The 19,160-nt window shown below is 41.5% G+C and carries 14 protein-coding genes; 10 read left to right on the top strand and 4 right to left on the bottom strand.

Annotation, left to right across the window (positions count from 1 at the left end; all coding sequences use genetic code 11):
* The first annotated feature begins 59 nt into the window (after positions 1 to 59).
* The 4 genes from DXB73_RS08270 (at position 60) to eno (ending at position 6,256) form a co-directional block, all read left to right on the top strand.
* The gene (locus DXB73_RS08270; protein WP_118690769.1) at positions 60 to 1,430 is read left to right on the top strand and encodes an aspartate aminotransferase family protein; all 1,371 of its coding nucleotides are present in this window, start codon (positions 60 to 62) and stop codon (positions 1,428 to 1,430) included.
* A 158-nt stretch (positions 1,431 to 1,588) separates the two neighbouring features.
* The gene (locus DXB73_RS08265) at positions 1,589 to 3,688 is read left to right on the top strand and encodes an amino acid permease (protein WP_118690768.1); all 2,100 of its coding nucleotides are present in this window, start codon (positions 1,589 to 1,591) and stop codon (positions 3,686 to 3,688) included.
* Between the two features lie 60 nt (positions 3,689 to 3,748).
* On the top strand, positions 3,749 to 4,870 hold the full coding sequence (locus DXB73_RS08260; protein WP_118690767.1) for an iron-containing alcohol dehydrogenase: 1,122 nt from the start codon (positions 3,749 to 3,751) through the stop codon (positions 4,868 to 4,870).
* A gap of 75 nt (positions 4,871 to 4,945) precedes the next feature.
* Entirely contained in the window at positions 4,946 to 6,256 is a 1,311-nt protein-coding gene (gene eno / locus DXB73_RS08255) for a phosphopyruvate hydratase (protein WP_243104003.1), read from the top strand.
* On the opposite strand, the gene DXB73_RS08250 is transcribed toward eno, so the two are convergent.
* Complete coding sequence (locus DXB73_RS08250; RefSeq protein WP_118690765.1) at positions 6,204 to 7,556, bottom strand: MATE family efflux transporter; 1,353 nt, start codon at positions 7,554 to 7,556, stop codon at positions 6,204 to 6,206. The two genes, eno and DXB73_RS08250, sit on opposite strands and share 53 nt — an antisense overlap.
* Positions 7,557 to 8,320: 764 nt before the next feature.
* On the opposite strand from DXB73_RS08250, the gene DXB73_RS08245 reads away from it, so the two are divergent.
* From DXB73_RS08245 to DXB73_RS08235, 3 genes are all read left to right on the top strand, one after another.
* Positions 8,321 to 8,551 (top strand): purine biosynthesis protein PurH, encoded by a 231-nt coding sequence (locus DXB73_RS08245; RefSeq protein WP_118690764.1) that lies wholly within the window; start codon positions 8,321 to 8,323, stop codon positions 8,549 to 8,551.
* Positions 8,552 to 8,668: 117 nt separating this feature from the next.
* Complete coding sequence (locus DXB73_RS08240; protein WP_118690763.1) at positions 8,669 to 8,872, top strand: hypothetical protein; 204 nt, start codon at positions 8,669 to 8,671, stop codon at positions 8,870 to 8,872.
* Positions 8,873 to 8,942: 70 nt separating this feature from the next.
* Positions 8,943 to 9,503, top strand: a complete 561-nt coding sequence (locus DXB73_RS08235) for an NUDIX hydrolase (RefSeq protein WP_118690762.1) — start codon at positions 8,943 to 8,945, stop codon at positions 9,501 to 9,503.
* 599 nt (positions 9,504 to 10,102) lie between these two features.
* On the opposite strand, the gene tsaA is transcribed toward DXB73_RS08235, so the two are convergent.
* From tsaA to DXB73_RS08220, 3 genes are read right to left on the bottom strand one after another with little or no spacing between them, the layout of a single operon-like run.
* Positions 10,103 to 10,774: a tRNA (N6-threonylcarbamoyladenosine(37)-N6)-methyltransferase TrmO gene (tsaA, locus tag DXB73_RS08230; protein WP_118690761.1), complete on the bottom strand. Its 672-nt coding sequence runs from the start codon at positions 10,772 to 10,774 to the stop codon at positions 10,103 to 10,105.
* Between the two features lie 21 nt (positions 10,775 to 10,795).
* A complete protein-coding gene (locus tag DXB73_RS08225) occupies positions 10,796 to 11,545 on the bottom strand; it encodes an OmpA family protein (protein WP_022024643.1) in 750 nt (249 codons plus the stop codon).
* Positions 11,546 to 11,581: 36 nt separating this feature from the next.
* A complete protein-coding gene (locus tag DXB73_RS08220; RefSeq protein WP_022024644.1) occupies positions 11,582 to 12,418 on the bottom strand; it encodes a MotA/TolQ/ExbB proton channel family protein in 837 nt (278 codons plus the stop codon).
* Between the two features lie 533 nt (positions 12,419 to 12,951).
* Here DXB73_RS08220 and DXB73_RS08210 point away from each other — a divergent pair.
* From DXB73_RS08210 to cas1, 3 genes are all read left to right on the top strand, one after another.
* Positions 12,952 to 13,986 (top strand): WYL domain-containing protein, encoded by a 1,035-nt coding sequence (locus DXB73_RS08210; protein ID WP_118690759.1) that lies wholly within the window; start codon positions 12,952 to 12,954, stop codon positions 13,984 to 13,986.
* A 226-nt stretch (positions 13,987 to 14,212) separates the two neighbouring features.
* Positions 14,213 to 18,283, top strand: coding sequence for a type II CRISPR RNA-guided endonuclease Cas9 (gene cas9 / locus DXB73_RS08205; RefSeq protein ID WP_118690758.1), 4,071 nt, complete (start codon positions 14,213 to 14,215; stop codon positions 18,281 to 18,283).
* Positions 18,280 to 19,158: a type II CRISPR-associated endonuclease Cas1 gene (gene cas1, locus DXB73_RS08200; protein WP_118690757.1), complete on the top strand. Its 879-nt coding sequence runs from the start codon at positions 18,280 to 18,282 to the stop codon at positions 19,156 to 19,158. Before cas9 ends, cas1 begins: the two co-directional genes overlap by 4 nt.
* The last annotated feature ends 2 nt before the right edge of the window (positions 19,159 to 19,160 follow it).

The raw sequence follows: 19,160 nt of genomic DNA, 5'->3' as shown, positions 1-19,160 counted from the left end.
TCCAAGTGATGATGCGAGGAAGCCTGTGTTTCAAATTTATGGCATAGGAGGACAAACATATGACAACAAAAGATTTATCAAAGGCATTACCGGAAATTGTAACAGAGCAGGTACCGGGACCAAAGTCCAAGGAACTCCTTGATCGTAGAAATGCAGCAATTCCACAGGCGCTTTGTGGAAACACTTATCCAATCTGCATCAAGCAGGGCGCAGGCGCTATGTTTGAAGATTTGGATGGCAACAAGATTCTCGACTGGGTCGGCGGTGTTGGTGTGTTAAATATTGGTTATTCAAATCAGGAAGTAATCGATGCAGTCAAAGCACAGGCAGATAAATATTTCCATACAATTTTTAATGTGTATGTGCATGACGGATATGTAGCACTTGCCGAGAGATTAAATAAGATCATGCCTTGTAAAGGTGATACGATGAAAACCTATTTTGCCAACTCTGGTGCAGAGTGTGACGAGAATGCGATCAAGATCGCCAAGGCATATACAAAGAGAAACGGCGTGATCTGCTTTACCGGTGCATTCCACGGAAGAACCAATCTTACAATGGCACTGACTGCCAAGAAAACCTATGCAGTTGGCATGGGACCTTTCCCATCAAGCATTTACCGTGCACCATATCCTTATTTATACCGTGCACCGAAAGGATACACTGAGGAAGAGGCAATTCAGTATTATATTGATGAGCTGAATAAGATTTTTGATGAGGGTGCACCTGCCAATGAAATTGCATGTATGCTTGTTGAGCCGTTACAGGGTGAGGGCGGATTTATTCCGGCTCCGATCGCTTGGGTCAAAGCAATTCGTAAAATCTGTGATGAGAATGGCATTTTACTGATCGCAGATGAAGTGCAGTGCGGTAACTGCAGAACCGGTAAGTATTATGCTTCTGAATATTGGAAGGAGGCTGGTGCAGCACCGGATATTATCGCTACTGCCAAATCATTAGGCGGCGGACTTCCGATTTCTGCAATCACAGCGAGAGCGGAGGTAATGGATGCAGCACCGGCAGGCACGATTGGTGGTACTTTTTGTGGTAACCCACTTGCGTGTGCTTCTGCATTGGCAGTCATGGATATTATGCAGAGAGACGATTATGCAGCTAAGGCAAGACATATTGGTGATGTAGTTATGAACAGATACAATGCATTGAAAGATAAATACGATGTAATTGGTGATGTCAGAGGTCTTGGCGCAATGATCGGCATCGAGTTCGTTACCGATAGAGAGACAAAAGAGCCGGCAACAAAGCTGGTTGCAGACATTGTCAGAAATGCAATGCAGAAAGGTCTGCTGCTGGAAAGCTGTGGATTTGCAAGTAATACAATCCGCTTCTTAGCACCGCTTACAATGACAGATGAGCAGATGGAAAAAGGTCTTGAGATCTTTGAGGAAGCTATTAAAGAAGCAATTGCATAAAGCCGGTTACATAACCTAAACTTGACGAAGATGTCAGGGGACGCACAACAACTGCGCCCTGACATCTTTTTTTGAACAGGGAAATCACATTATAGATGAACAGGTTATCGCGAAAAATGATGACTTACTCGTCTTAAGAAAAAAATGGAGGAAATGTTATGGAGCAGAATTCAAAATTTGATAAGGTAATGGGATCGTGGGACATCCTCGTTATCGCCTTCGGCGCCATGATAGGCTGGGGCTGGGTCATTAACTCAGGCGATTGGATCACAACATCGGGATTTATGGGATCGATCATCGCAATGTTGATTGGTGGTCTGATGGTATTTTTTGTCGGACTTACTTATGCAGAATTGACATCAGCAATGCCGCAGTGTGGTGGCGAGCATGTATTTAGTTATCGTGCGATGGGACCGACAGGATCGTTCGTATGTACGTGGATGATCATATTGGGCTATGTTGCGACAGCAGCCTTTGAGGCAACAGCGCTCCCAACCGTAATTACATACTTATTTCCAAAATTTAATCAGGTATATTTATACACCATCGCTGGCAAAGACATTTATCTTACAACGATTTTGTTAGGTGTAGGTGTTGCAATATTGATCACATTGATCAATATTAAAGGTGCCAAGACAGCAGCTGTTTTGCAGACGATTCTTACGGCGATCATTGCAATTGCCGGAATCCTCTTGGTTGTTGGCTCTGCAATCAATGGCGATAGTGGAAACGTGACCGGTCAGATGTGGCAGGCATCTACCGGTAACACACTGGGAAGTGTATTCAAGGTTGCATGTATGACACCGTTCCTGTTTATTGGTTTTGATGTTATTCCGCAGGCGGCAGAAGAAATTAATGTTCCATACAAAAAGATTGGAAAGATCATGTTATTGTCCATCTTTTTGGCAGTTGCCTGGTATCTGCTTATCATTTTTGCTGTGTGCTATATCATGCCGGGCAGTGCCATTGCAAAGGAGATGGCTTCACAGAATGGGCTTGTTTCTGCCAAAGCGATCGAGATCGCATTTCATACACCACTCATGGGCAAGGTTCTCATTATTGGTGGTCTGTGCGGTATCATTACCTCTTGGAACTCATTCTTGATGGGTGGAAGCCGTGCGCTGTATTCTATGGGTGAGTCGCTGATGATCCCAAAAATGTTTGGTAAACTTGGCAAAAATAAAACACCGGAAGCAGCAATTATTCTTTGCGGAATTGCCTGCTGTATTGCACCATTCTTTGGTAGAGGTGTTCTTGTATGGCTTGTCGATGCTGCATCGTTTGGCTGTGTTATTGCGTATATGTTCGTATCCATTTCGTTTTGCATTTTGCGAAAGACCAAGCCGGACATGGATAGACCGTACAAGGCAAAAGCGGGCAAATTTGTTGGCGTAATGGCAGTTGCCATGGCAGCCTTTATGACGTTGTTGTACATCATTCCGGCATCTTTTTCAGCCGCACTTGTATGGCAGGAATGGATCGTTGTAGGAGCTTGGCTTGCACTTGGTGTGTTCTTTTACTTTTATTCTAAGAGCAAGTACGGTGCCGAATTTGGCCGTGACATTTTTATTGTAAGTGAAACGAGTACCGCAGATGCTGCAGATAAGACAGCAGAACAGCAGACCAAGAAATATACGGGCAAACATTTTGTTGTAACAGTTGGCTGTGAATACGGAAGCGGCGGTCCGGAAATCGCCAAAATGGTTGCCGATCATTTTGGAATAGAGTACTATGATAGAGACTTGGTGGATAAGGTCGTAGAGAGGATTGGTGTTGCCAAAGGATTGGTCGAGGAGGCAGATGCCAAGATCGGCGTTCGTTATGGCTTTGATACTTCTTATGGTGTTCGCTATGCGAACTTGTCAAATCGAGTCATTGATGCACAGTTTCAGGCAATTCATGATTTTGCGGAGAAATCTTCCTGCGTTATCGTTGGTCGAAGCAGTGATTATATTTTGCGGGATAGAGAAGACGTCTTAAATGTCTTTGTCTATGCGCCGGAAAAAGCAGAAGTTGCTGCTGTTATGGCGAAAGAGGGGATGAATGAACGAAAAGCAACTGCGAAGTGGGAAGAGGTTGAGAAGGCACAGCACGCTCGTCATGCTTACATTACCGGCAAGAAACGTGGCGATCGTCACACAAGAAATATATTGATCGACAGCAGTCTTCTTGGCTGGGAAAAGACAGCGGAGCTGATCATTGATATTGTCGAGCAGAAATATGTAGCGGCGGAAGATACTGTAGATGCTGCAGTATGAGGCGCAGACAGTGCTAAAATACCTTTTGTATGTAGGTGCAGATAGAAATGGAGGGTTACGATGAAAGGATTTTCGATAAAAACAGAAATTGAGGAATTTGATACATTTGCTGAGTTTGCGGCTGATGCCGATTTGGGATCGGATGATCTGGTGTTGTGCGGTGAGCATACATATCAGGATTATATTGCAGAGTTAAATACCGGGGTACAGACATTATTTCGTGAAAAATACAGCAAGGGGGAACCGACCGATGGAGATGTCGACGCAATTCTCAATGCCCTTCGAGACAAAAAATATGATCGGATCATTGCAGTCGGCGGTGGCACAGTAATTGATATTGCGAAAGTGATCGCAGTTGCCGGCCCGGACGATACCGTAGATGATCTGTACGATAATGTGGACACCTTGAAACAAATACATCCACTTATTATCATTCCAACAACCTGCGGAACCGGAAGTGAGGTTACGAATATATCTGTCATCAATCGTGTTAGCAAAGGCGTAAAAATGGGTCTTGCCTCGAATGCGATGCTGCCGGACAAAGCAGTATTGATCACAAATCTGCTTACGTCCCTTCCGTACAAGATTTTTGCAACATCTTCGATCGATGCAATGGTACATAGCGTAGAGTCGTTCCTTAGTCCAAACGGATGCAGCATTTCCAGAGTTTTTTCGACAGAAGCATTAAAGACAATTCTTTTCTGTTGGTCGAAAGCAGTTGCAGCAGGAGGTGGAGATGCGTGGAAAGAATACGCAGCAGAATTCTTGAAAGCATCCAACTGGGCAGGCCTTGGGTTTGGATACGCCGGATGTGCTGCAGTGCATGCGTGTGCATATCCACTTGGTTCGGTCTATCATATTCCGCATGGTCAGTCGAACCAGCTTATGTTTGCCTCTGTTATGAAAAAATATAAAGAGATCAAACCGACAGGGCGAATTAATGATCTCGAGGCGGTTATCGCAGAGACTTTGGGCGTAGATCAGACGGAAGCACTAGACAAGTTATATGCGCTGATGGATGATGTGCTGCAGAGCGAGCCATTAAAGAACTTTGGTGTAAAAGAAGAAGATCTTCCGGTATTTGCGAAAGATGTTGCAAATACGCAGCTGCGACTTTTGAAAAACAATTATATTCCATTAAGCGAGGAGCAGTTGCTGGAGATCTATAAGGCGGCTTTTTGATGAGAATCTGTATAGAATGATAAATAATGGAAACACTGATCAAAAATAGAATGTAAGAAAGGTATGGTGATCAGTGTGCTTAAACAATTGCAGATTGAACGTGTTACAGGCAGAGAAATTTTGGATTCTAGAGGGAATCCAACCGTAGAGGCAGAAGTGACTCTGCAGGATGGAACGATAGGACGGGCGGCTGCGCCGAGTGGTGCATCTACCGGAGAATTTGAGGCATTGGAACTTCGGGATGGAGATCATACACGGTATGGTGGGAAAGGTGTGCTGCAGGCGGTTGATAATATTAATCACGTTATCAATGGTATTTTGCGTGGAATGGACGCGTCTGATACGTATGCGGTCGATCAAGTAATGCTGCGTAAAGATGGCACAGCAGACAAATCCGTGCTTGGAGCGAATGCGATCTTGGCGGTTTCTATTGCAACGGCAAAAGCAGCCGCACAATCGTTAAAGACGCCACTTTACCGTTTCGTGGGTGGCGTATCCGGTACAAAACTGCCTGTGCCGATGATGAACATTTTGAACGGTGGTGCGCATGCGGCCAATACAGTAGATGTACAGGAGTTTATGATCATGCCGGTGGGAGCGGACTCATTCCGCGAGGCGCTGCGTTGGAGCGCAGAAGTGTTTCATGCATTGGCTGCCTTATTAAAACGAAAAGGTTTGGCAACCTCTGTTGGTGACGAGGGTGGATTTGCGCCAAATTTGCAGAGTGATGAAGAGGCAATAGAATGTATTCTCGATGCAATCAAAGAGGCAGGGTACGAACCGGAAAAAGACTTCCGGATTGCTATTGATGTAGCGGCAAGTGAATGGAAAAGTGATCAAAAGGGGATGTATCTGCTTCCAAAATCCGGGGTGAGATATTCCTCCGAGGAGTTGATCGCGCATTGGAAGTCATTAGTGGAACGATATCCTATCATTTCTATTGAAGATCCACTGGATGAAGAGGATTGGCTTGGCTGGGAGAAATTGACACAGGAACTCGGCGATCGAGTACAGTTGGTGGGGGACGATCTGTTTGTCACGAATACGAAACGGCTGGCAAAGGGAATTGCAGAAGGCTGTGGTAATTCAATCCTAATTAAGCTCAATCAGATCGGGACCTTATCGGAAACGATGGAAGCGATCAAGCTTGCCAAACAGTTTGGTTATACGAGTATTATGTCCCACCGTTCCGGAGAGACAGAGGATACGACGATAGCAGATCTGGCAGTTGCCTTGAATTGCGGACAGATTAAAACCGGTGCACCGAGCCGAAGTGAGCGAGTTGCAAAGTACAACCGGCTTCTCAGGATTGAACAGGAGCTGGGTGGAGCAGCTAGCTATTATGCACCTTTTTGCGTACGAAATAAAAACAGATCACCTGCATGACAATGGTTAGGAGCCACGACACCGGGTAGGAAATAAATAAAAAGTCTAATGATCTATGGCATGGGAAAATGACATAGATCCATACAATTCTGGTGCCTACCGTGCCAATCACCGAAAGGATCATTGGCACGGTGGAATGCCCCATGCCTCGCAATGCTCCCGGCAGCAGATCCATGATACCGCATAAGAAATATGTGACGGTTGTATATAACATAATATCCACACCGCACTCTATGACCTTGGTGCTCTTAGTGTAAATGTGCATTAGTTCCGCACCGAAAAGATAGGATCCACCACCCAAAACGAGAGCAACAATTACCGTCAGTCCTAAGCATTCTAATAACACTTTATCCATTCTCTTAAATTTACGTACACCATAATTTTGGCTTGTAAAACTCATGCAGGCCTGTGTAATGGAATTCACAGATACATACAAAAATCCCAAAATATTATTGGCGGCAGTGTAGCCAGCCATTGCAACAGAACCAAAAGAGTTGACAGAGGACTGAAGCAGAACATTCGAAAAATTAATGATCGTGCTTTGGATTCCGGCTGGAATACCGATTTGGAATATTTGCTTTACATAGCGCGTTTTCATACCTAATTTATTGAAGCGGAGCTGATAACTTCCATCGGAAAGGTATAGACAGCGTAATACCAAAATGCACGATATACATTGAGAAATTACCGTTGCGATAGCAACACCGGCAACACCCAAATGAAACTGAATCACCAAAAGAAGATTTAACACCACATTTGTCGCACCTGAAATAATCAAAAATAATAGAGGGCGTTTGGTATCACCCACCGCTCTTAAAATGGCCGCTCCGTAATTGTATAACATAAAAAATGGCATTCCCATAAAATATATGCGCATATAAAGTGTGGACAGGTTTAATACATTATCCGGAGTGTCCATCAGTTTTAACGCACCTTTGGCAGCGATCACTCCGATAATTCCCATTGCGATTCCACTGATCAGAGCCAACGTAATGGATGTATGTACGGTTTCTGACATTCCCTTCTCTTGTCCGGTCGCATAAAATCTTGCAGCTAATACACTTGCGCCCAAGGAAATCCCGATAAAAAGATTGACAAATACATTGATCAGCGCAGTCGTTGATCCAACAGCCGCCAGTGCTTCATTGCCCGTAAACTGTCCAACCACGATAATATCTACCGCATTAAATAATAACTGTAAAATTCCTGACAGCATCAACGGAATTGAAAAGGAAACCAGTTTATCCAATATTGAGCCATTACACATATCTATTTCATATTTGCTTGTCTTAGTATTCATGTTCGTCCTACGCTTCTTTCTATTTCTTACTTCAACTTCACACAACCAAAATTGCTATATCGTCACATATTGCTTATTACGTCAAAGAATACGAAGTATTTTGCAGCCACAACATAGTGGTTTCTGCCATCAGAGAACTACGGTAATTGCCTTGCCGCAATTAGTTTTTAGAGTGATTTCTATATTTTGTTGCCTCTGATGAATGATTTACATGCCTTACAGAGAACTCGAAGTCCCGGAAGCAAGGTATTCATCATTTTTGAAAGGGACTTTGCGCTCGTCGTTACTTATGTCTCGTATTTCAGAGACATTAAGTAACGCGACGTAGCGCATCGTAGCGAAAGCGTCCCGTCCAAAAATGGATGATACCTTGCTAAACCGGGACATCTCAGACACTCTTTCAGGCATGTATACATCAGAGGCCTAACAAAATAAGAAATCATGTAAAAACTTTGCGTTCTGCGACAATTATCTTAGTTCTTTGATGGCAGAATAAGTTAGTTTATCGGCTGCAAAATAGTATGTATATTACAGACGTAATAAGCAATATGTGACGATGCATTCCCTTTGGATGTGTGAAGTTTGGATTATTTATTTGTATAGGGGGATGGGTGTCTGCTTTGCATCCCGATAGTATAGTATACTAGCATTTTGAAAATTACTCAACTTTCCTTTTTACTATAGGGCGAAAGAGTGCTACAATAGGTGTGGCTATTATGCGCAGAAATCATGCGCTATTTACTGGAATGACAGGAGGTATGACGATGAGAAGTTTATTGATAAAAGATACCACAAAGGAAGAAAGAATGGCGATCATTGAAGAATCTGTGGGCGGTGATGCAGGTGGCTGTGATGGATGTTCGGCAGGAATCCTAAAAATGTACGAACCGTATATTGAAGGGGAAATGGAATTGCGAGAATGCAATATGGCGTTTCGTGCACATTATATTTCGGGGAAGGAACATCCGATGAAAAACGGCTGCGGGTATATGTAACGTATGAAAAAGATATCTATTTTTGCAAAAAGAAGCATAATTATAATGCTAGGGATAATTTGGGGATGCATTAGTTTTATCTGGCTGGGATACAGTATCTTAACAGCAGGTAATCTTATGGAAGAACCCGGGTCTATTGATTACGTTGCGGAAGGCGAAGCTATGCGGATATATGGTTTCATAGGATGTGCTTTGTATGTTCTTGCCTTTTGTCCAATATTGTATTCGCTGTATAAACGCAAACAGTCTATTGCTGCATTTTTGTTATCTATGCTTTTGGGTGGCGGCATTTGTGGAGTGTATCTATTTGTACTCCGCTAACGCCAATATAACGCAAACTTCCGGTATGAGAAGCTTGAGAATATAAATGAAAACAGGAGGAACTTAGAGAATGAAGTTTGAGAAGATTGATAAAAAGGAAGAAGGTAAATTTATTACCCGTTATGATATTACTTATAAGACGGTAGATGATACGACAAAGATATATGAAATGATCAGCCGCAACCGTAATGTTCAAACAAGAGAAGAGCTTCGTGGCAATAAGCCGGATGCAGTTGTGCTGATGGTCACTGATGAGAGTGGGGAGAAAATCGTTTTGAACAAAGAATTCCGTATGGCGGCAGGTACGTGGGTTTATAATTTCCCGGCGGGATTGATTGATCCCGGCGAGGTGCCGGAGCAGAGTGCGAAGCGCGAGTTGTGGGAAGAAACGGGGTTAGAACTATATGAGATCAATGATGAGTTAGGACTCAGCTATAGTGCGGTTGGGTTCAGCAATGAAATGAATGTATGTGTCATCGGAAAAGCACGTGGTGAATTCCGCCAAAGCACATCTAATGTGGAAGAAATTGAAGCAGGATGGTACACCAAAGAAGAAGTACGGAATCTGTTAAAGACAGAACGATTTGCGGCGAGAACACAAGCATACTGTTATCTTTGGGCAAATAAATAACGCCAACTTCCCATGCCGGAAGTTATTGCACAACCACATATTGCTTATTATGTCAAAGAATGCTAAGTATTTTGCAGACACAACATAGCGCTTTCTGCCGGCAGTGAACTATAGTAATTGCCTTGCCGCATTTTCGTTTTTCGTGATTTCTAGATTTTGTTGTCTCTGATGATTGATTTACATGCCCTTCGGAAACTTGCAGTCCCGGAAGGAAGGTAATCATCATTTTTGAAAGGGACTTTGCGCTCGTCGTTACTTATGTCTCGTATTTCAGAGACATTAAGTAACGTGACGTAGCGCAGTGTAGCGAAAGCGTCCCGTCCAAAAATGGATGATACCTTGCTAAACCGGGACAACTCAGACAATCCTTCGGGCGTGTATTCATCAGAGACCTAACAAAATAAGAAATCACACAAAAACGTTGCGTTCTGCGGCAATTATCTTAGTTCGCTGCCGGCAGAACAAGTTAGTTTGTCGGCTGCAAAATACATATTTATTGCTGACATAATGAGCAGAAATCATGCGCAAGTATTCTGACATAATAAGCAATATGTGGTTGTGGAGGATTTGAGGTATGGGAAGTTGGCGTATATAGGCAGCTAACTCATAGATACTACGGTGAGAATGTCATTCTGTACGAAAAAGCGGACAGTAACGCCGGCGAACTCAAACGCATAGATGCGTTCCGGATCGTTTTGGTAAGAAGGGCGAGGATCTTGAGCCAGCACTTTTTCCAGAGAAAGAAGCTTTTCGGCAGGCAATACTTGGCCCGCATTGTCCGGAAGTATTACGCGCAGCAAATGAGCTTCTACGCTGTCTGTAAAACCACCCGTAGCCAGCGGTTTACAGTCGGCATACGGAAGATATGGTTTTATATCATAGATCGGGGTGCGGTCCATGAGATCGGCACCCGTTATTTCCAGGATTGGTCCATCTTCTTTTGAAAAAATAATGTCCTGTAATTCTACACAAGAAAGCGCCAGTGAATTTGGTCGAAATGGAGATCTCGTTGCAAATACTCCCATGCGCTTATTGCCGCCAAGTTTGGGCGGACGAACGGTAGGTGACCATTCCCCACGTATTGTTTCTGAAAATTCCCAGATCAGCCATAAATGAGAAAAATCTTCCAAGCCGCGGATCGCATCGCGATTGCGGTATTCCGGTTCAAATATGATACGGCTGCGTAACTCCGGAACCAGACCGCTCTGTCGTGGAATGCCAAACTTTCCCGGAAAATCAGAGTGTATCCGGGCAATCGGATGAATTTCCATGTTTTCCTCCTGTCACTAATATCAATTATTCAATATGTCACTGATATCATTTATCATTTCATCATCTTTCAGGCGGAAAAGAAATTCCACGCGACGAGATGCATTTTGATCTTCTTTGCCATCCTTATCCAATATAGGATTGCTAAAGGACTTGCCGTTTGCCGTCACAATTTTGCGTAGTTTCGTGATCTTGGCAGTCGACAGCACTTTCTTGTTTTCATCTAAGCAGAAAGTTGCGACAGACAAGGCTCTTTTTTGGGACAGCTCCAGATTATATAAATAGTCGCCCTGTGTATCTGTGTGTCCTTCAATAATAATCTCTGAGATATAATCATTAAATTGCTTGTCTGTTAATACGCCGATATACTTTGGTAAAAACTTTTGCAGCAATTCTTCGCCCGACGCTTTCAACGCAAATTGTCCGGAATCAAACAAAATGCTTGAGTCAAGCGCGATGGATCCGGTCTTTTCATCAACTTTCACACTGAGATCCGTACCGTCAAACTCTTTCTTGAGAGCCTCGATCAGTTCCGTTCGAATACCGATCAATTTGTCTAACTGTTCCTGTTGCTCCTGCAGTTGTTCCTGTTGGCTTTGAACCAAAGCCTGCTGCTGCTTTAATTCCTCTTGTTTTTGCTCATAACGTCTTTGCGATTGCAGCATTGTAAACGAAATGATCAACACAAAGATCAACAAAAGAGCAGCCATCATATCGGAATAGGAAAGCCAATAACTGGTTTCCTCCAAATGTCTTTTCTTTTTTCTGCGCATAATAAACCTCTTTTCTGTACGCGGAACCGAGTGGTGTTACTGTCTGAGTGCCCGAGCAATCTTATCAGCTACTTCATCACTAAATTTCTCCATCATCTTCTCCGTCTGCATCATTTGCAAAGCTTGATAATCCAAGAAAATATTTGCCGCATTATTTTGTGCACGGGGTGCGACATATTTATGGTAACTGTCCAAAAAATCGTCCATGGCATTATAAGCATCTTCTAAGTTTTTCTTGTAAACAAAGTTAAATACCAAAGAAAATACCATACCATAAATAGATGTGTGGAACGCGATCTTGATACCATTCATCAACTGCGGAATGCTGTCCGTAATTGCGGACGCACTGCCGGTATTAAAATTCTGAAGACCAAACGACAGACCGATAAAAGTACCCAAAATACCTAGACCGGTCATTACGCCGGGAACAATGCTGATCAATCCACATTTCATTACGCTGTCAATGTAATATTCATTCAGATAATCATCAATATCGCATTGGGCACTTCGCTCTAACATTGTTAATCTTCTGCGCTCCTCGCAATATTCACGAAAACGTGTATCTGCCAATTTGTTACCAAAGAGCTTTGGATTATCTTTATAATCATCCCACAAATAATCGCCTTTACGTTTGAAGTCAGTCTGAAAGTTGCGTGCCGCAAGATGCAGGCTAGCCATCATCCGATTAGCAGGCATGAAACAATGTGTCGTAGAATACAAAATAATCCCGCCGACAATTAAAAACATTCCAATATTAATGATAATGTTGGCGATATCAAGACCCGAACCCGTAAACACGTTCAGATATACGGCCAAAGCCAGCATAATAAAATATACAGGGAATAAAATCCCCTCACTACCAAAAGATTTCATAGGTACCCTCCAATGTTTGCTTTGCTGCAAAAAACCAGCGACCATCCCCCCTGTTCTAAAGAAACCGGGCGTATATCAAAAGCTGATGCCTCGCAGTCGTAAAATGTGACGTGTGCCCGATGGCACAACATATATACTATACAAAGTTTGAGGGAGAAAGTCAAAAGGTGGGCGGGGCGGTGCACTGCATATGAGAGGATTTCGTAAAATAGAAAATGTTATGTTATCTATTACGATAAAAGAGAAAGGATGAAAAGCAAATGGCACTAATTAGTTGCCCGGAATGCAACCGGGAAATTTCGGATACCGTAAGAAAATGTCCGAATTGTGGATACAAAATCAAAAATCACCGATCAAAAAAAGAACCTAAATTATTGAAAAATACGATTTAGTACGTTTTATGGGACAATAAATGTGCTATAATAGTGGCATGTCATAAAAGAATGTGTAGAGAATCCACACTAAGACAAGTAATGTTAAATTTTGTACCAAGAAATCTACGATAGGTATGCGTATAAGAGATGGGAGGGTAAATGGCAAAACGACCGAATCAAAGGCTAAAATTGTTGTATTTAGCAAAGATTATGCTTCGACTGACGGATGATGAACATGGTTTACAAGTAGAGCAGATTATCAATGAGTTGGCCAAGTATGACATTGCGGCAGAGAGAAAGAGTATATATTCTGATTTAGAAGCTCTGCAATTGTTTGGAATTGATATTGAAAAAAAGCACATAGGACGATATGTATATTATTGTGTAGGAAATCGAAATTTGGAATTGGCAGAATTGAAACTTTTGGTAGACGCGGTACAGTCTTCTAAATTTATCACAGAGAAGAAATCCAGCCAGCTTATAGAGAAACTGGAACGATACGTTAGTCAATACGAAGCGAAACAGTTAAATCAACAGGTATATGTTCACGGTCGGATAAAAACCATGAACGAAAGTATCTACTATAATGTAGATGAAATACATAATGCAATTACAGCAGACGTAATGATTTCATTTCAATATTTTCAGTGGAATTTGAAAAAGGAGATGGAGCCAAGACACGAAGGAGAGAGATACATAATATCTCCGTGGGGGCTGATTTGGGATAATGAGAATTATTATATGGTAGGATATGACGCAAAGGCTGAGCTTGTCAAGCATTTTCGAGTCGACAAGATGTTACGTATTCAACCGATGAAATGCAAAAGAAAAGGTCAAAAGTTATTTCCACAGGGAAATATAGCAAACTACGCAGAGAAACATTTTGGAATGTTTTCGGGAAAAGAGGAATCGGTCACGCTGCTTTGTCAAAATGAGTTTATAGGTGTGATCATAGATAGATTTGGAAGAGACGTTAAAATTCGTCCGGTGGATGAGGACCACTTTCAAGCAAAAGTTGAAGTGGTTGTCAGTAATAATTTTTTTGGATGGGTGTTAGGATTAGGAGAAGGGGTTAAGATTGCTGCACCGCAGGAAGTTGTCAGTGAACTACAAAAGGAAATTCAAAGAATGAGGAGACAATATTTTGCGGATGATCTGGAAATGGAATTGGTTATGAAGGATAACAAGTGCTGATTCTTAGATTGAAGTGATGGGGAGGAGATGATCTGGTATGAACAAGCAACAAAAAAACTCGCCGAGGCGAGTTCCTAAAGTTCAATTAAATCACACACTGTGATGCCCGAAGGCGATTTGAATAAATTTTTATTTGAACTTATGATGTAGTTAATACGTATGGTACTTAACTGACATCAATAATAAAGCATAAACTACGACATGTCAAGAGAAAAAGGAGGATTTTATGAAAAAATTTGAAGAGTACTATATTGGATTGGATATGGGAACCGGTTCTGTAGGATGGGCAGTGACGGATCCGACGTACAATATTATCAAACGTCATGGTAAGGCATTATGGGGAATTCGCCTGTTTGAGTCTGCTAAGACAGCCGAAGAAAGAAGAATCTTTCGAACATCTCGAAGAAGAACAGAGCGCCGTAAAAATCGATTACATTTATTGCAGGAAATCTTTGCGGAAGAGATTAGCAAGAAAGACATGGGATTCTATCAGCGGATGAAAGAGAGTAAGTATTGGCATGAGGATAAGAAAGACATCAATGGAAACATGCCGGAGCTGCCGTATGCACTGTTTGCAGATGATGGGTTTACAGATAAAGACTATTATAAGAAATATCCGACAATTTTTCACTTGCGCTATGCGTTGGCAACGAATACAACAGATAAGCCCGATATTCGATTGCTTTATTTGGCATTACATCACATTATTAAGCATAGAGGACATTTTCTGTTTGAGGGCAAGAAATTATCAGAAGTAAAAGAATTTTCAACAGCGATTGAGGCATTAGTGCAGCAGGCTGAAGAACAAGAGATTGATCTGAAATCTTTGACGCAAGAAGAAGTGTTGACTCAATTGGAACACATTATGAGTGATGCTCAATGCACAAAATCAGATAAAAAGACGCAGGTCAGCAAGCTCATAGTAGGAACGGATAAGCAGAAGCAAAAACAGGAGAAAGCGATAGCAGCTTTAATTACGGGTTGCACCGTAAAGCTAAGTGATATTTTTGCTGATCCGGAGTTGGATAAAGAAGAAATCTCGAAAATATGCTTTTCTGATAATGGTTATGAAGAAAAAGAGGTAGAAATAGAGTCTGTATTGGCGGATCGATTTTTGCTTATAGCAGCAGCAAAGGGTGTGTATGATTGGACGGTATTGCATGATATACTGGGGGATGCGCGCTTTTTGTCGGAAGCAAAAGTTAAAACCTATGAGAAACACCGTGATGATCTGCGGAAAGTGAAGCAGCTTCTTCGGATGGATAAAGAAGTTTACGAGGCTGTTTTTGGTGTGTCTGAGAAAAATGAGGCAAATTATAGTGCTTATATTGGCATGGCAAAGAAAAATGGAAAAAAACAGCCGATTGAGAAAAAATGTTCACAGGAAGATTTTTATAAATTCTTAAAAAAGCAGCTGGATCGTCTGTCTGTGGATGAAATGGGGCAAGAGATAATCGATGAGTTAAAAGCAGAGATGGATCTTGGAACATTATTTCCAAAACAAATGATTCGCGATAATGGAGTTATTCCTTATCAATTGCATGAGAATGAATTGAATGCAATATTGGACAACGCACAGAAATTCTATCCGTTTTTGTTGGAGAAAGATCAAGATGGTTATACGCCAGTGGAAAAAATACAAAAGATATTCCGCTTCCGCATTCCGTACTATGTAGGACCTTTGAACACGGCGCATCAAGATAAAGGTGGTCATAGCTGGTCTGTACGTAAAAAGGAAGGCAAAATTTATCCATGGAATTTTTCAGAAATGATTGACGAGGAAGAAAGTGCAACGAAATTTATTGAACGCATGACGAATAAATGCACGTATCTGATCGGAGAGGATGTTTTGCCGAAGGAATCATTGTTGTATGCGAAATTCAATGTATTGAACGAGCTAAATAATCTGCGCATTGATGGGGAACTGATAGCTCCGGAACTTAAGCAGGATATTTATAATAATGTTTTCAAGAAATACCAACGTGTAACAGGGAAAAAGGTCAAGGACTACCTTAGAATCAACGGCGTAATTTCTAAAGAACAAGAACTATCCGGATTTGATCAGAATTTTAAGAGTTCGTTGAAAGCGTATCATGATTTTAAGCAGATCGTTGGAACGGGGGTCCTTTCGGAAAGTGAACAGGAGGATATCGTCAGAGATATTACGCTATTTGCAGATTCTCAAAAGATGTTGAAACAGCGTATTCATAGAAAATATCCGATGTTGTCTGACAAACAGGTTGCTCAGCTTGCCAACAAAAAATATGCAGGGTGGGGCAGATTGTCGCGCACCTTTTTGGAAAATATTGAATCAGTCAATAAAGAGACTGGTGAAGTGATGAATATCATCACTGCGCTTTGGGAAACGAATGAGAACTTAATGAAACTTTTAAGTGGAAAATACGATTATACAAAGCAGATTGAGCAATGGAATGCCGGACAGATGAAAAAAGGAGAGATAGAATATCAAGACATTGAAGAGCTTTATGTGTCTCCTGCAGTAAAGCGCCCAATTTGGCAAACTATAAAAATTGTAAGGGAAATTACAAATATAATGGGTGGTGCACCAAAACGCATTTTTGTCGAGGTTGCAAGAGAGCCCGGTGAAAAAGGCGTGAGAAAAGTTTCTAGAAGAAACCAGTTGTTGGATCTTTACAAAGCCTGCAAAAAGGAAGCACCGGAATTATACGACCGTCTGGCAAATAAGGAGTCTGACAATGCATTGCGCAGTGACAAACTTTTCTTATATTATTCGCAGATGGGAAGATGTATGTATTCCGGAGATGCCATTGATTTGGATGAGTTATTCACAAACCGATATGATATTGATCATATATATCCACAATCGAAGGTTATGGACGATAGTATAGACAACCGCGTATTGGTCAAAAGAGATTTAAATAGCAAAAAGACAGATACATTCCCGGTCCCTGAGGAATACCGAAAAGCCGGAAAAGCATTATGGAGCACGCTGTTGAAAAAGGGACTGATCTCTAAAGAAAAATATAAGAGATTAACAAGAACAGAGCCATTTGGTGAAGATGAGTTGGCTGGTTTTATTGCCAGACAATTAGTGGAGACACGTCAGAGTACCAAAGCAGTTGCGCATTTATTGGAAGAGGCATATCCTGATGCCGAAATCGTTTATGCAAAAGCTCGTGCAGTTAGTAAATTTAGGAATAAATTTGACATGATCAAAGTGCGTGAGGTGAATGATTTCCATCATGCCAAAGATGCCTATTTGAATATTGTTGTCGGCAACACATACTATGTAAAATTTACAAAGGATGCGGCTTGGTTTGTGCGCAACAATCCGGGACGTACATACAACTTAAAGAAAATGTTTGAGAATGAAACGGTAAAACGTGGAAATGAAACAGCATGGATTCCTGGAGATAACGGGACAATATGTACTGTGAAGAAATGGATGCGAAAGAATAATGTTTTATTCACCAGAAGAGCATACGAAGTGAAAGGAGGGCTTTTTGATCAAAATATTTTGAAGAAAGGGAAAGGACAGATACCGATCAAGGGAGGTGCCGATGAGAGACTCCAGTCGATCGAGAAATATGGAGCGTATAATAAGGCGAGTGGTGCTTATTTTATGCTGGTGGAATCCGATGGTAAGAAGGGAGAGAGAAAGAGAACGATTGAGTTCGTGCCGGTATTTTTGGCGAAAAGCTTAGAGGAATCTGTGGAGCTTCGTAGACGATATTGTGAGGAGGAACTTGGCCTTGTGAATCCAGACGTGCGAATACCTAAGATAAAGATTAATACGCTATTTGACGTGGATGGGTTTAAGATGCATTTGTCGGGAAGAAGTTCTAATGGTTTATTATTTAAAGGGGCTAATCAGCTTGTTGTACCGTATAAGATGGAAAAGATAATTAAGGTGATTAGTAAATATTGCTTTGATTATAAGGAAAATAAAGAAGCAGTACTTTCAGAAAAAAATAGACCAACAGAAGAGATGTTTGAAGAGTTGTTCGACATTTTGGTAAGTAAATTGGAATACGCAGTTTATGAAAAACGCTTGTCAGCACAAGTACCTAAACTAAAAAACGGAAAAATTATATTTGTTGAATTATCAGCAGAGGAAAAATGTATTGTATTAATGGAAATTTTACACTTATTTCAATGTGCCAGTCAGTCAGCTAATTTAAAATTAATAAACGGACCGGGACATGCTGGAATTTTAATTATGGGATTTGATATATCAGGATTAAGCAATGTGCACATTATTAACCAATCAATTACAGGTTTCTACGAACAAGTGATTGATCTAAAAATGATATGAGTTGGCGGATTGTTGTCGTGCACAACACGGCAAAGTTGGACTTGCAATTGCAATATTTAGTGGTACGGAGTGAGATGAAAACGCAGAAGATACATATTTCAGAAATAGCACTTCTGCTTGTGGAATCTACTTCTGTATCACTGACAGTTGGATTGTTGGCGGAATTAATGAGACAGAAGGTGAAAGTGATATTTTGTGACCATAAGCGAAATCCATCCTCGGAGTTGATTTCGTATTATGGCTCACATGATACAAGCAATAAAATCCGTACACAAATTACGTGGCCACAGTCGGTGAAGGAAGCTGTGTGGACGGAAATTGTTCGTGAGAAAATAAATAAGCAGGCGGAATTCTTGCTGGAAAGGGGGAAGAATACGGAAGCTGCGTTGCTGAGAGACTATGTTCAACAGATACAATGGAATGATGCCACTAATCGTGAAGGTCATGCTGCAAAAGTATATTTTAACGCATTGTTTGGCATGGATTTCTCACGGAGTCAAGATTGCCCGATTAATGCAGCATTGAATTATGGATATTCACTGATGCTTTCTGCAATTAATCGTGAAATTGTAATGAATGGATACATTACGCAGTTGGGGTTATTCCATGATAATATGTTTAACCAATTTAACTTGGGCTCAGATTTAATGGAACCGTATCGTGTGCTTGTCGATCGAAAGGTATGTGAAATGAGACCAATAGAATTTGAGCATGAACAAAAAATGAAATTAGTTGCTTTGCTAAATGAGGAAATAATAATGGAAGGCAAACATTTTGTCATCCTAAATGCGATCAAGCAATACGTTAAGAGCGTATTCGATGCTTTGAATGAGTCGGACATTGCGCAGCTTTCCTTTTATTCTTATGAGTTATAGGT

Source organism: Clostridium sp. OM05-6BH (assembly GCF_003481635.1).
GTDB lineage: Bacteria > Bacillota > Clostridia > Lachnospirales > Lachnospiraceae > Butyribacter.
This window is presented reverse-complemented; position numbering and strand designations above follow the sequence as displayed.

Bases quoted from the DNA above. Each gene is read 5' to 3' on its own strand.
- DXB73_RS08265 (WP_118690768.1), top strand. From the start codon at position 1,589: ATGGAGCAGAATTCAAAATTTGATAAGGTAATGGGATCGTGGGACATC.
- cas1 (WP_118690757.1), top strand. From the start codon at position 18,280: ATGAGTTGGCGGATTGTTGTCGTGCACAACACGGCAAAGTTGGACTTG.
- DXB73_RS08235 (WP_118690762.1), top strand. From the start codon at position 8,943: ATGAAGTTTGAGAAGATTGATAAAAAGGAAGAAGGTAAATTTATTACC.
- DXB73_RS08225 (WP_022024643.1), bottom strand. From the start codon at position 11,545: ATGCGCAGAAAAAAGAAAAGACATTTGGAGGAAACCAGTTATTGGCTT.
- cas9 (WP_118690758.1), top strand. From the start codon at position 14,213: ATGAAAAAATTTGAAGAGTACTATATTGGATTGGATATGGGAACCGGT.
- DXB73_RS08220 (WP_022024644.1), bottom strand. From the start codon at position 12,418: ATGAAATCTTTTGGTAGTGAGGGGATTTTATTCCCTGTATATTTTATT.
- DXB73_RS08210 (WP_118690759.1), top strand. From the start codon at position 12,952: ATGGCAAAACGACCGAATCAAAGGCTAAAATTGTTGTATTTAGCAAAG.
- DXB73_RS08260 (WP_118690767.1), top strand. From the start codon at position 3,749: ATGAAAGGATTTTCGATAAAAACAGAAATTGAGGAATTTGATACATTT.
- DXB73_RS08240 (WP_118690763.1), top strand. From the start codon at position 8,669: ATGGAAGAACCCGGGTCTATTGATTACGTTGCGGAAGGCGAAGCTATG.
- DXB73_RS08250 (WP_118690765.1), bottom strand. From the start codon at position 7,556: ATGAATACTAAGACAAGCAAATATGAAATAGATATGTGTAATGGCTCA.
- DXB73_RS08245 (WP_118690764.1), top strand. From the start codon at position 8,321: ATGAGAAGTTTATTGATAAAAGATACCACAAAGGAAGAAAGAATGGCG.
- tsaA (WP_118690761.1), bottom strand. From the start codon at position 10,774: ATGGAAATTCATCCGATTGCCCGGATACACTCTGATTTTCCGGGAAAG.
- DXB73_RS08270 (WP_118690769.1), top strand. From the start codon at position 60: ATGACAACAAAAGATTTATCAAAGGCATTACCGGAAATTGTAACAGAG.